The sequence below is a fragment of the Rubidibacter lacunae KORDI 51-2 genome, from assembly GCF_000473895.1.
Lineage (GTDB): Bacteria > Cyanobacteriota > Cyanobacteriia > Cyanobacteriales > Rubidibacteraceae > Rubidibacter > Rubidibacter lacunae.
Genome location: NZ_ASSJ01000066.1, coordinates 19,150 through 31,995, shown reverse-complemented (window position 1 = coordinate 31,995; position 12,846 = coordinate 19,150). Strand labels below are relative to the sequence as shown.

At 52.9% G+C, this 12,846-nt stretch carries 12 protein-coding genes; 7 read left to right on the top strand and 5 right to left on the bottom strand.

Annotation, left to right across the window (positions count from 1 at the left end; genetic code table 11):
• Positions 1-4: 4 nt before the first annotated feature.
• From prmC to KR51_RS11560, 5 genes are all read left to right on the top strand, one after another.
• On the top strand, positions 5-904 hold the full coding sequence (gene prmC, locus KR51_RS11585) for a peptide chain release factor N(5)-glutamine methyltransferase (protein WP_022607950.1): 900 nt from the start codon (positions 5-7) through the stop codon (positions 902-904).
• Positions 905-1,317: 413 nt separating this feature from the next.
• Positions 1,318-2,286 carry a HEAT repeat domain-containing protein gene (locus tag KR51_RS11575; RefSeq protein ID WP_022607948.1) on the top strand — a complete coding sequence of 323 codons (969 nt, stop codon included), beginning with the start codon at positions 1,318-1,320 and terminating at the stop codon, positions 2,284-2,286.
• A 112-nt stretch (positions 2,287-2,398) separates the two neighbouring features.
• Complete coding sequence (locus tag KR51_RS11570; protein ID WP_022607946.1) at positions 2,399-2,602, top strand: hypothetical protein; 204 nt, start codon at positions 2,399-2,401, stop codon at positions 2,600-2,602.
• 842 nt (positions 2,603-3,444) lie between these two features.
• A complete protein-coding gene (locus tag KR51_RS11565) occupies positions 3,445-3,729 on the top strand; it encodes a DUF7219 family protein (protein ID WP_022607944.1) in 285 nt (94 codons plus the stop codon).
• A 155-nt stretch (positions 3,730-3,884) separates the two neighbouring features.
• Positions 3,885-4,139: a hypothetical protein gene (locus KR51_RS11560; RefSeq protein WP_022607942.1), complete on the top strand. Its 255-nt coding sequence runs from the start codon at positions 3,885-3,887 to the stop codon at positions 4,137-4,139.
• A gap of 316 nt (positions 4,140-4,455) precedes the next feature.
• On the opposite strand, the gene KR51_RS11555 is transcribed toward KR51_RS11560, so the two are convergent.
• From KR51_RS11555 to KR51_RS11545, 3 genes are all read right to left on the bottom strand, one after another.
• Entirely contained in the window at positions 4,456-5,421 is a 966-nt protein-coding gene (locus KR51_RS11555; RefSeq protein WP_022607940.1) for a calcium-binding protein, read from the bottom strand.
• 884 nt (positions 5,422-6,305) lie between these two features.
• Entirely contained in the window at positions 6,306-7,220 is a 915-nt protein-coding gene (locus KR51_RS17590) for a calcium-binding protein (RefSeq protein WP_022607935.1), read from the bottom strand.
• 849 nt (positions 7,221-8,069) lie between these two features.
• Positions 8,070-9,398, bottom strand: a complete 1,329-nt coding sequence (locus KR51_RS11545) for a calcium-binding protein (protein ID WP_198016765.1) — start codon at positions 9,396-9,398, stop codon at positions 8,070-8,072.
• Positions 9,399-10,324: 926 nt separating this feature from the next.
• On the opposite strand from KR51_RS11545, the gene KR51_RS18350 reads away from it, so the two are divergent.
• Positions 10,325-10,519, top strand: a complete 195-nt coding sequence (locus KR51_RS18350; RefSeq protein WP_156915093.1) for a thermonuclease family protein — start codon at positions 10,325-10,327, stop codon at positions 10,517-10,519.
• A gap of 364 nt (positions 10,520-10,883) precedes the next feature.
• On the opposite strand, the gene KR51_RS19760 is transcribed toward KR51_RS18350, so the two are convergent.
• Together KR51_RS19760 and KR51_RS11540 are read right to left on the bottom strand one after the other, a co-directional pair.
• Positions 10,884-11,171: a hypothetical protein gene (locus KR51_RS19760; protein ID WP_022607930.1), complete on the bottom strand. Its 288-nt coding sequence runs from the start codon at positions 11,169-11,171 to the stop codon at positions 10,884-10,886.
• Positions 11,172-11,266: 95 nt separating this feature from the next.
• On the bottom strand, positions 11,267-11,788 hold the full coding sequence (locus KR51_RS11540; RefSeq protein ID WP_022607928.1) for a dihydrofolate reductase family protein: 522 nt from the start codon (positions 11,786-11,788) through the stop codon (positions 11,267-11,269).
• 662 nt (positions 11,789-12,450) lie between these two features.
• Here KR51_RS11540 and KR51_RS20995 point away from each other — a divergent pair.
• Complete coding sequence (locus KR51_RS20995) at positions 12,451-12,576, top strand: hypothetical protein (RefSeq protein ID WP_269634910.1); 126 nt, start codon at positions 12,451-12,453, stop codon at positions 12,574-12,576.
• Positions 12,577-12,846 lie beyond the last annotated feature (270 nt).

Sequence of the window (12,846 nt, the reverse complement as noted above, 5' to 3'; positions counted from 1 at the left end):
GCTCTTGGACCGCTTACCGGCTGTCTCCGGTTCCGACCTCGCCTGCTGGCGAACCCGCGCTCGGCAGCAGGCAATGGCGGCTGGCATCGATCCGACGGAGGTCGATTGGCTATTACGAGAAGGGGCGGGGCTCGACACTCTGACACTGCGACTGGGTACGTTCGCGTCCCGGCCGCAAGTGTTGTTAGAGCGCCCGCTCGCAGAACTCGATCGCCTGTGGCAGCGGCGGGTTTCCGAACGAGTCCCCGTACAGTATTTAATCGGTCAGACGCCCTGGCGAGATTTCACGCTGCACGTTTCGCCAGCCGTGCTAATTCCGCGCCCGGAAACCGAAGAACTTGTCGAGCTGGCGATCGCCACCACCTGCGGGCGTCCGGACCTGGCCCGCGGTCACTGGGCAGATTTAGGAACGGGCAGCGGTGCGATCGCGATTGCACTGGCAGCAGCACTGCCGTCAGCAACGATTCACGCTACGGACATCGAAGCTGACGCCCTTAAAGTCGCGCGCGCGAATGCAAGCACAGCCGGGGTCGGCGATCGCGTCCGGTTTTACTGCGGTTCGTGGTACGAGCCCCTCGCCCACCTGCGCGGCCGCTTGAGCGGCTGCGTCAGCAACCCGCCCTACATTCCCAGCCACGAGATCGACTGCTTGCAACCCGAAGTCGCACGGCACGAACCGCGTCGCGCTCTCGACGGCGGTGTCGACGGTCTCGATTGCGTTCGCCACGCGATCGCCACAGCACCCTCTTACTTACATGCGGGTGGAGTTTGGCTCTGCGAGTTAATGGCCGGACAAGCCCCTACAGTCTTGCAGCTGCTGGTTGCTAATGGCAGCTATAACGATACTCGCAGCGCTTACGACCTTGCCGGTATCGAGCGTGTCGTACTTGCAACGAGGCGTTGACCGTCCGTCCGAGTGTTGCGTCGTATATTGGTTCGGGCAGGTGCGTCGTCGCGCGACCGATAGCTTAAGAGGATTCAGTTCTTTCCTGCATGAAGGCAAACTTCCCGGGCGCGGACTGCTACCGGGTTGGCAGTCAGGGGTGCAACCCTATTAGCAAAAGAGAAGAATATTCTGTGAATCGAGCGCAGGAAGTAAGCATTGGTGGAAGACAAAGAGGCAAGTTAAAGAGCAAGTTTGTGCTCTCTTTTTTCAGATCGAAAGGCTGGTTTATCGAGCCAGAATTTCGTGGCAAAGTGGTACCTAGGCACGAAATTATAGAGGTTTCAATGGATAATTTTGGAATGTATCTTTCGAAAACAGAGAAAAGATAGTTCCTATATACTGCTAAGTGTTGCTCGCTTCCACAATAGCCAATGGCAAAATCCCGGAAACTCGCCGATTTGCAGCAGCTCTTAGACCGAGTGCAAGCAACGTTGCCAGCCGACGCCGCTGTCGCCGATCTGCGACGCGCGATCGCAAGCAAGCAAGCCGTTGCTGTGGCGCGAGGGGCAAAACTGGTCGCCAAGCACAACCTGAGGCAACTCGCTCCAGCGTTGATGGCAGCCTTCGATCCGTTTTTAATCGATCCGATCGCGCGCGACCCCAATTGCTTGGCAAAAGCCAGCATTGCCGATGCCCTTTACCGCATGGACTGTCGGGAGATTGAATTATTTCTTAGCGGCATTCGCCATTTCCAACTCGAACCCGTCTTTGGCGGCCGGCAAGACACGGCTCCCAAGCTTAGGAGTATCTGTGCCCTTGGGCTCGTCCGCGCAAACTATGAAGATGTTTTTGTAGAGCTGGCGGACCTCCTAGCCGACCCCGAAGCCCCCGCTCGGACTGCTGCCGCGCAAGCGATCGCTTACAGCGAAAACCGAGAACGCGGGGTGCCTCTATTGCGGTTGCGGATTCGGGTGGGAGATACGCCGACGGTCCTGGCCGATTGCTTTACGGCGTTACTATCGTTGGCCCCGCATGACTCCTTAAGTTTGGTCGCAGGTCACCTCGATGCGAGCGAGCCCGAGGTCCGAGAAGCCGCGGCTCTCGTGCTAGGCGAGTCGAGGCTTCCGGAGGCATTCGAGCTACTCCGGGCATGGTGGGAGCGCACCTTCGAACCCAACCTGCGAAGCACGGCTTTGCTGGCGATCTCCATGCTCCGCTCCAAGGCGTCTGTGGATTTTCTGCTTGCTTTCTTGGCCGAGAGCGCCGAATCCGAACTGAGAGGGGCAGCGGCAGCACTCGAGCTTTTGCGACCGAACGCCGAGCTGTGGCAGCAAATCTGCACGCTCCTGGCCGCACGCGGTCTCCATCCGGATACCCTTTCCGAGCGACACAGACGTTAGCGGCGAATACCCCACCGGCACCAGCACGATGAAATAGGTGCGATCTGGGCGAACTCTTCCACTAGGCTGCCGCTATGGTGATTTTCTTCAATCCGCCTTGCCAAGACCATCGATGGCATTCGCAATTAAGCTGCCTGCCAACCGGGCGATCGCCGCCTCCCTCGATCGGACCGACTGGGCGCACATAGCGGTCACAACGGACGAGAACATAGAGCGGCAACCAAGCAACGACTCCGACACTGCACCGAACGGACTTGACTGGAGCGATGTGGAAGACTTCGAGGGCACTGGGCACGGTACCGATGCGACCGAATAAGCCAGCACCGCCGGCAAATCTGCGGCGGTGGAAACCGGGACGAAAAAGATATAGACCTGGCGGGTCTCTTCGAAGACGTCGAAGCTAATTAGAGCGCGACCCAGGCTTTGAGGGGGGCGGCGCAGAACTGTTGCGCGAGTTTGTCGTCGAGTTGGTGCGGTATGAATGGCTTAACGCGATCGCTCCCAGTGTGCCGGATGGGAAGCGATCGCACAGATGGCGACCGACCGACGCATTGAGGAGCTGGCAGTCATATTGAAACTGGCGTTGGGCGATCGACGCGCTAGTGATGTTGGACTGCGCAGGCTAGATCTTAAGGTCTATCCGTTTAAATGCATTTGAAGCATGTTTTGTGGCTGCGACACGAACTGAGCGGGCTGACTGGCATGGTTCCATGCGCGGACTGCTGGAAGGCAGTTATGTTTCGATCGTCGACAACACCTTCCGAAGCAAATCTGGGAGTACGGACAGGTGGCGCCGTAAAAAAATAATGCCGCTCAAAGGCTCGATTTGCTTGGATTGCGACCCGCCACACCGTCTCTATGGACGTCTGCTGCTGGAGTGTTAAAGAGGCTATAGTTAAGCTCGGGTTAAGATTAGGTTAAGGGAAGAACCGTCCCCCGACGCGATCGCCACTTCCTTGGTCTGCAGGAAATCGTCTGGCGTTGCAATCCGTCTGACACGTTGGGAGAGCACCCACCGCCCCCTGTCGAACGGCAACTAGGCGAAGCTATCGTCGCCATTTTCGAGGCCGATCTGTCCCGGTTTTGTCCGGACCTGGATCTAAAGCAGCAGCAAGCAATTGAAGTGTTCTGTTACCATAACCCGAACGACGGTGCGAGATGAGCGATTCTAACGGACCCAACCCAAGTAAGGAACGTTTCTTATATCCTCGCCACCCCTATCACGGCAAGGTCAAGCCCGAGAACTTGGTCTTCAATGCCAATTTGCAAGAATTTGCCCAGCGAGTAAGCTACATCTGCAATTTGGAAACGGGCGGAAAGTTGTCATCGGAGGATGCTTACCGGCAGATCAAGTCCTTCTGGAAGCAGCTCAAATTCTCGTACAAAAAACTCGGGATTGAAGCTACTCCGCCCAATGAGGGAGATGGGAGTCAGGGGACCTAGGGATCTCTAGCTTTAACCGAGTGCAGGCCTCAGGTAACAGCACAGACTGGGACGAAATTTATTTTTTGCCAATGGCGCGATCGCTTCCAGATCGCGGAGCTGTAACTTCGCCGTGCGGACCTGGAGCGCCGAGACGAGTCCCTGCGCGATCGCATGTGCAAAGGGAGCACGGCAAGGGTGCTAGCGTACGTGCCGATCGGCGGCGGGGGGAGTTTGCGAGCGATCGCCTGGAAACTCAGCAACAGATACGCCTGGTCGAGCTGGACTACCACTCCGGCAGTGGTGACAGGGTACAGATACTGAAACGTTGGCAAGCCGCCAGAGAGCTGCAGGCTGCGATCGCAGAGCTGGAGCAGCAGCAAGCAGAGGTCACCCTATCGCGTTTGGTGGGAGTATCCAAGATGAATTAATGGTTAGCGGAGTTATGTTTTGTCCCTACCTCTGGTAATCCGTATACTGAATTTGCGGGGAGAGCTTTTCTCATCTCTGCTGTATTGTGAAACGCAAGCCCCCAATCTATTTAGGGGTCTACGTTTGTTCGACCTTAGACACCTGTTGATTAGAAAGCGGCAATATTGGCGTCCCCTCGTGCCCTTAGATGGTAGGCGTGGGAGGGCGGCTGCCGAAAATGTCGGTGTTATTGCGGTGGCGAAGAGACTATTGCCATCCGCAACGGAGTCCACTGCCATCCGCAATGGACTCCACCACTGTGTAGGAAAGAAAGATTTACAAGAAATCCACAACCGCAAACAGATCGTCCGCGGCATCGAGGATGCCGTTGAAGTTGAGATCCCAGTAAAGCTCGCGATCGCTAAACGCCCCAGGAATTTCGATAAAAGGTGTGAGAGGGTCGAAGATGAGCAAGTCTTGAGTCGGATCGAAGTCGGAGATAAAGGCAAAGTCAGTATTGCCACCACCCACGTAAAAAGGACCGCTATTGGGGTCGCCAAGAATGAAATCGTCGGGGCTGGAACCACCGATTAGCTGGTCAAGCTCGCCTTGGCCGGGGTTACTACCAAAGGGACCAAAGTCGAATATAAAGTTGCCTGTCAGGGAATCGACTTCGAAGGTGCCCTCAACCCCTGCGAGGGTGTCAATATCGGCAAAGCTAAACCCTTCACCGAAGATGATGTCATCCCCGGCGCCACCGATGAGGACGTTCGTACCATTGTCGCCTCTTATAACGTCGTTATTTTGAGTGCCAATGACATGGGAGAAGTTTTGGACGGTGGAGCTAAGAGGACCACCTGGGATGTTATTGACAATCAAGGAGTCGCTAGAGAGGTCAACGTCGAGGGAGACCGCGTTGGTGGAGCCTCCAATAGGGGAGCCATCGATGATGTTAACAATCCCTGCACCAGTCGCACCAATAATGACTTCGACCGACTCGATAAGGTCGACACCGCCACTTGCTTTGGCGATTGTTCCTAGGGGATTCAGCGTGATGGATTCACCGAGAGTGGAATAATCAGTGGTGTCGACACCGGTTCCACCAACGATCGTATTGCTGCCGGTGCGATCGCTGATTTCGATGGTGTCATCGCCAGCTCCAGCAAATACCAGGTCGTCCAAACCATCATCGCCCAGAAAGATCGTGTCGTTACCTTCAAGAGCCACTATAACGTCGACGTGGAGCAGAGTGTCGGGCAAGACATCATCACCTGGTCCACCAAGAATCAAATTATCACTCACGTCATACTCTCCTAATGTTGATTGAATTACGCCTCAGCATCCGATCGCGCGCAAGTCTTAGACAATTCACACAAAAGAAATGCCAACCTTTAGCGCCTGCAGATTCGGTTGCAACAATCGAAGGACTTTTGCTAGGCGATCGACCGACAAAATAGTCCTTTCTAGAACTCAAAGAGTTTACAGTTTCTGTCATCAATAGCTTGCTAAAACATCAAGTCCTAGCTATGCCAATGTGACTGAAGATACCAAAAGCCTGTGATAAGGCAATCAAAGGTAGTTGGCGATATTCATAGCTGCACGCCACCATGCTGACCCCTTACTCACCTGGCTGCCTAGTACCAATAGGTAAGTAGGCGGCAAGCAAAAGTGCTTACGATCGAACTGCAGAAATAAGAAATTTTCAGCAGTTGAACTGAAGTATAAAGCATTTTTATATTGAGACAAGTTAAGAATTCCTTCGAGTCTTGTCTTTTTATTTAGATCGTGCTGTTTCTGTCCCCGATTGCCATAGGGAGTGTTTGCGAAGCCGCGTGACCTTGGCAGCTCAGCAATTGTGAGCGATCGCTCGGTTAAGTCCAACTTCTTTCGCGGAGCTAGGGGAGGAACAGCGGCAAACGTTTGTGAACTGTTGAGTGGGTGGCTAGTGAGAAGCGATGGTTGGGGGTGTCTTCACCTCTGGGTAGCCGGACATTGAATTTGCTGGGTGAACTTTTCTCGTTTCAGCTATCTAGCGAAACACAATTACCAATCGATTCGGGGTCTTCGGTCGAGCGACCTAAGACCCCTGGGATTGGAGCAAAATCCCTGGCTAATTAACCACATCTCCTGAAACCCCTGCAATCTCACCACGAGCTTGCCTGGTTTGAGGCACTTGTGCCAGGCAGTTAGGCGAAATCTACAACGGCAAACAGATCGTCGACCCCATCGAGGATACCGTTGGCGTTGAGATCCCAGTAGTACTCACGATCGCCCAGCCCCAACCCCAACGTCCCAGGAATATCGATAAAAGGCGTGTTAGGGTCGAAGGCTAAAGTGTCAACAGACTCGAAGTCGGTGATACGGGCAAAGTCAGTATCGCCACCGCCAACGTAAAGGGGACCGCTAATGGCATCGCCAAGGATGAACTCGTCTGAGCCTGAACCTCCGGTTAGCTCGTCAACCTCGCCTTGGCCATTATCGGCACCACGGAGGGTATCATTCCCGCCACCACCATCGAGGGTGTCATCACCTCCGTCACCAAAGAGGGCATCATCCCCTTCGTCACCAGAGAATTCGTTTGTGCCGCTGTCACCCCTAATTATGTCGTCGTTTTGAGTGCCAATGACATTGTCGAAGTTCTGGACTGTGACGCTCAGAGGACCATCGGGGAGTCCATCGAGAATCAGGGATTCACTGGCGAGATCGACGTTGAGGAAAGCTGTGTTGGCAACAATTCCAATAGAAGAGCCATCGATGGTGTTGACAATCCCAGCGCCAGTCGCGCCAATAAAAACTTCGACCGAATCGATAAAGTCGAACCCGCCACTTTCCTTGGCGACTCCTAGGGAATTTAGAGTGATGGATTCACCGAGATTGGAATAATCAACAGTGTCGACACCTTCTCCACCAGCGATCGTATTGCTGCCGGTGCGGTCGCTGATTTCGATGGTGTCATCACCCGTTCCAGCGAATACCGTGTCGCCCAAACCATCATCGCTCAGAACGATCGTGTCGTCACCTCCAAAAGCGTAGATAAAGTCATCTTCAAACGCATTGTCCAACAAGATATTGCCGCCGACCGTGTCAAGAATAATAGCCACGTCAAACTCTCCTATGTTGAATGAGTTACGAGTCAGCATCTGTGCGCGCGTAATAAGCCTCGACACTTCACACAAATGAAATGCCAACCATTATCACGCGCGAATTCAGTTTCAACAGTGGAGGACTCTTCCTAGGCGATAGACTGACGAAGCAGTCCGTATCGGGAGCTAAAAGAGTTTGCAGTTCCCGATCTTAACAGCCGGCCACAACATCAAGTCCGAGCTATGCTATTGTGACGGAAGACACCAAAAAGCCTGCGATAATGCAATCGAAGGTGGCTGGCGATCTCCTTAGCTGCACGCCTCCAGCCGCGCTCGTACTCATCTGGCTTCCTAATTCCAAAAGGTACGTACGCGACCAGCAAAAATACCTCCGAGAACTGAAGAAACCTTCTACTTTCTGCAGCTCAGTAGAAGTCTATGGCAGTTTTTATTCCAAGGCAAGTTAAGAATGTTTTCGAGGTTTGTCCTTTTGTTTAGAACCCACTGTTTCTGGTGCCGAACGCCTCGGGTAAGATAAATGCCAATCCGCGTGACATTAGCGCCTCGGCATTAGTAGGCGATCGCTCGGTTAAGCACTACTTGGTTTGCAAAGAAGGAGCAGCGGGAAGCGATGGTGAGCGTGTTGCGTTTGGTGGGAGTGCCCGAAGATTTAGCGATGGTTGCCTGGATATTGTTTTGATCTTTCCTTTGGGTAACCGAACATTGAATTTGCGAGGAAAGTTCTTCTAGTCTCGGCTGTCTAGCGAAAAGCAATCACCAATCGGTTCAGGGGCCTTCGGTCGAGCGACCTCAGACCCCTTGCGATCGGGAGACGGCAATATTAGCGTCCCCTCGAGCAACTAGATGCTAGGCGATGGGAGGGAGGCTGCCTGCAAATTCAGCGTTGGCGAAGAGGCCAGTGACATCCGGAATGGAGCCCTCCAAAGTGTCGGAGAAATTCACCACGGCAAACAGATCGTCAGCTTTATCGAGGATACCGTTAAAGTTGAGATCCCAGAAGGCCTCAACATCTCCCAACGCCCCAGGAATTGAGATAACAGGTGTGAAAGGGTCGAGGATGAACTTGTCTAAGTCCGGATCGAAGTCGGAGATTGAGGCAAAGTCAGCATTGCCACCACCTACGTAGAAGGGACCGCTATTGGCGTCGCCAAGGATGAACACGTCGGAACCCGAATCACCGTTTAGCTCGTCAATCTCACCTCGGCCGGGGTTTGTGCCTGAGGAACCAAAGTCGAATACAGAGTCGCCTGTCAGGGGATCGGTCTTGACTCTGCCCTCAACACCGGCGAGGAAGTCCACAGCAGGCACTTCAGCGACGAGGGTTAAATTACTCGTTGCTTGAATGATGATGTTTGAACCGCTGCCACCGTTGAGGATGTCATTCCCTGCCCCTCCGAAGAGGAAGTCATTCCCTGCGCCACCGAAGAGGACGTCATTCCCTGCATTACCGAAGAGGAGGTCATTCCCTCCCTCACCAAAGAGGACGTCATTCCCTGCATTACCGAAAAGGACGTCATTCCCTACGCCACCGAAGAGGACGTCATTCCCTGCATTACCGAAGAGGAGGTCATCCCCTCCCTCACCAAAGAGGACGTCATTCCCTGCTCCCCCGAAGAGGACGTCATCCCCTTCGCCGCCATTGAAGACGTTTATACCGTTGTCACCCCTAATAACATCGTCATTTTGAGTGCCAATGACATTGGCGAAGTTTTGGACGGTGAAGCCTATAGGACCACCGGGGAGTCCATTGAGAATCAAGGAGTCGCTGGCGAGATCGATGTCAAAGGAGACCCCATTGTTGAAGCCTGGAATCGGGGAACCATCGATGGTGTTAACGATCCCGGCGCCAGTCGCGCCAATTATGACTTCTACCGACTGAATAACGTCGAAACCGCCACTTGCCTTGGCGATTGTTCCTAAGGGCTGCAGCGTGATGGATTCACCGAGAGTGGAATAATCAACCGTGTCGATTCCGGCTCCGCCATCGATCGCATTGCTGCCGGTACGGTCGCTAATTGAGATGGTATCGCTGCCAGCTCCAGCGAATACCGTGTCGCCCAAACCATCATTGCTCAGAAAGATCGTGTCGTTACCCCCAAAAGCCACGATAATGTCAGCTTGAAACAGATTGTCGAACAACAAATCGTTGCCTGCCGTACCAAAGATAGTAGCCACGTCAAACTCTCCTACGTTGATTGAATTACGCGTCAGCATTCGAGCGCGCACGTGAACTCATCACTTCACCACAGATGAAATGCGAACCTCGAGCGCGTGCGGACTCAGTCGCAACAACCGGAGGACTCTTGCCAGGCGATCGACCGACAAAGCAATGTGTATCGGGAACCAAAAAAAATGCAGTTCTTGACATCACAACAGCTTGCAGCAACATCAAAGCTAAGCCGTGATATAGTGACAGAGGTCACTAATAACCTGCGATTATGCAATCGAAGGTTGAAGGCGGCTTAATCAATGAAATGCCCTTGAATCGCGCCCGTACTCATCTGGCTTCCTAATTCCAACAGGTACGTACGCGGCAAGCAAAAGTGCCTCCAGTTAAACTCTAGAAAGATTTAATTTCTTGAGTTCAACTGGAGTTTAGAGCAGATTTTGTATCGAAACAAGTTAAGAATCATTTCGAACCTCATCTTTTTATTAAGATTTCGCCACTTTTTATTCCCTTTCCCCTTCGGCTACGTGAATTAAGTGGCTTTTCATTGGCATCTCGGGAAATGTGAAGGGCTAATCGGCTAGTCCCAACTTCGATCGCCGCGCTAGACGAGTCTCGTCGGCAAACGGAGGTTAACTGTCCCGTACAGTGGGGGGTACCTGATGAGGGTTAAACATTGGGTGCTCATGATTATGTTCCGGAGCGATCGCCGCTGCTCTTTTATCCATCGCGAGCCAATAGAGCACGAGACTACCCGATCGCAAGCCGAATGCGATCGCCGTTTTCCTGGCAGTGCGATCGCGATAGGTTTGGCTGGTCAAGTCCGGCATTTTATATGACGGCGACACGATACTAGTCGCGAACGGATCGCGCAGGAGCAGAAGATCCTTTTCTGTGGGATTGACGCGCACGATAAGGGCCAGACCGTTTAAGTGTGTGGCGGACTTACCTGCGATCGCTTTTCCTGGACGGAACGGAGGCAGCGATGGCGCAGATCGAGCAAGCTCGCTACGAGCGGACTGTCTCTGAGGTTTTCTTGGGGAATGAATCGATCGATGATGAGATCGTGCGCGTCGGAATGGCGTGGCATTATCAAGAGCTATTCGGGAAACTGCCCCAGCCGAGCTGAGATTGTTGAAGCAGAGACAAATGCGCGATTGCAAGGACTCGTTGTGTTTGCAGGTGTGAACGTGCCACAGTGGGAGGGTTGGCGGTAGTGCGATCGCGCCTCCCAATCCCAAAAAAACCGATGGTTGCGCGAGTTGTGTTTCGGTGCGATCGCCTCCTAGATTCCCTCATAAGGAACATGAGCAAATCGACCCAAAAATTGATTGTTCTGTCCTAGCTGGCTTCAACAGCGTCTAAGCTGCATGGGATTCGCTCTCTTCCCTGATGAAGGCATGCCTAACGAGCTTGGACTGCAAAAGCTAAACATCTGCGGCTAGCCGCGAGTCCGTCTGGCTACATACACTCCTTCTGTGACAAGTTCGGCTTCATAAATTCTTGCGATTTGCTTCGCGAATTCTTGCGATTGTTTTATTCATTTTTACGATCCCCCAAGGTAGGAGTATTCCGTAGGGAATCCACAACATGTATCTATATGGATTTGGCAACAAGAACATCAAGATCGTGAAAAATATGACTGCAATCCATGTCACGATAGTTGCTTTTACTATAAAGGATCTTTCCGTTGGACTCATTGCATTTTTGATGCTTAAATAGGTTCCTATAATGCCTCCTAATATTCCTAAAATGCAGCCAATAATTGCACTCGCACTCATGAGTTATTCCTATTCGATAAAACGACTGATTTCTCCTGCCGCCCATTGATTGTACCACTCGACAAAGTGATTTGGCGGTCGGGTGGAACGAGATGTTATGCGAAAACTTGATATTCGATCTGCGTGAACCCCGACATCGGCGTCGATTTCATTTGACTTAGGTAGACGTGCTTGGGTAGGAACTTCACAAGCGGAGTTCCACCACCCAGCAATATGGGCATTACGGAGATACTGAGATGGGTAAGTTGACCGGTTTCGAGTAATACGCTCGCCAACTGCCCCCCGCCAACAACCCATAGTGTTGAGATGCCTTTCTGTTTGGCTTGCTGCATAGCAGCCAGAGGTCCATGCTGGCTTTGAAGGTTGCACCCTTTTATAGATGGCACCTCCCGGTTGCTGCAGACCCAGGTAGGCTTGTCTCCATAGGGCCATTGCCCATAGTTGTAGACAAAGTCGAAGGTTTTACGTCCCATCAAGAGTCCGTCAACGCCGGCAAAGAATGAGTCATAATCCGATGCCTCAGGGTCAATACTGACCTGTTCGAGCCAATCAACACTTTCATCAGCGTCTGCGATGAATCCGTCCAGGCTCATGGCAACGTAGTAAATCGTTTTCATCAGTTGACCAGAGACGCATATCGATCGTTAAATAATCCGCAAAACGATCGCTAAATAACCCGCTGCCACACAACTCCTAAATATGTCTTAAATATAGCGAAGAGTCAGTTCGGTGTTTTGGGTAGGTAGTACGCTCGGAATACGCCTGGCATTAAGAGGTATTTGAAAAGTCCTCATCCCATGTAAGAAAACTCACGCCGTCTTCATTGTTGACACTGAAACGACAGCTCCGTGTGAGCCATGTCCAAAGACGACAGCACCAATCTTTCTCCCGACCAGTCCCGCTCGTCGCGCCTTTGCTCCCAGCTGCCAAATTCTGCGGTCGCCCCCGCCGCACCTGCCTTAACGCCGTCCTTAACGCATCTTCTACCTGGTTGTCCAAGGCTGCTAGTGGAAAGTCTCCCGAGCGATTTTCCCCTGCTGGAACCCTTTACACCGACGTCCGTAACAAAACCTCTCGATGGCACTTGGCAGTGCTTGCACGACTGGATGCGCGACCGCACCCGTGTTGCTGACAGTCGCGACCCGACCCCGTCGGAGTTGTTGCTCGACAACCAGAGCCTGCCACTACGCCGATGGTGGCGTGCGCTGTCGGCTACGTCAAAGCGAAGCAAACGAAGGGGAGCAGGCGTCATGCTGTGGAGGACACCCTCAGATTGTTGATGAACGAGGCGGTTACAGCAGCGAGGGTTCCGGAGCGCCAGGGCGGCAAGCAAGTGCTGCAGCGGCTGCAGCGGCTCGGGGAGAGCGTGTGGCGGATTTGCCTGGTTTGGGTGGATGTGTACTAGGAGTATCAGACGGAGTTTTTCGGAAGTAATGATTCAGATTGTGACGATCTGCCTAATGGTCAGACGGCTGGCGTAATTTGATACCGCCCTAAACTTTTCCAACAGCCTCTGAAGCGCAAAACTCTTTGCTATTCCAAATCTGAGGAGACGCCGACGCTATCAGTCAGGCTCCTGTTGCATTATTTGCGTTTATAGACAGTGCCAAATCCAGGTCGATCGTCTCCTGAGTGTGCAACGCCTTAGGTTGCGATCGCTTGCAGCACTTTTCGG

What these genes read in the sequence shown, in the direction of transcription:
- KR51_RS11575 (WP_022607948.1), top strand. Translation starts at nt 1,318, where the DNA reads ATGGCAAAATCCCGGAAACTCGCCGATTTGCAGCAGCTCTTAGACCGA.
- KR51_RS11570 (WP_022607946.1), top strand. Translation starts at nt 2,399, where the DNA reads ATGGCATTCGCAATTAAGCTGCCTGCCAACCGGGCGATCGCCGCCTCC.
- KR51_RS11565 (WP_022607944.1), top strand. Translation starts at nt 3,445, where the DNA reads ATGAGCGATTCTAACGGACCCAACCCAAGTAAGGAACGTTTCTTATAT.
- KR51_RS19760 (WP_022607930.1), bottom strand. Translation starts at nt 11,171, where the DNA reads ATGAGTGCGAGTGCAATTATTGGCTGCATTTTAGGAATATTAGGAGGC.
- KR51_RS11540 (WP_022607928.1), bottom strand. Translation starts at nt 11,788, where the DNA reads ATGAAAACGATTTACTACGTTGCCATGAGCCTGGACGGATTCATCGCA.
- KR51_RS20995 (WP_269634910.1), top strand. Translation starts at nt 12,451, where the DNA reads ATGAACGAGGCGGTTACAGCAGCGAGGGTTCCGGAGCGCCAGGGCGGC.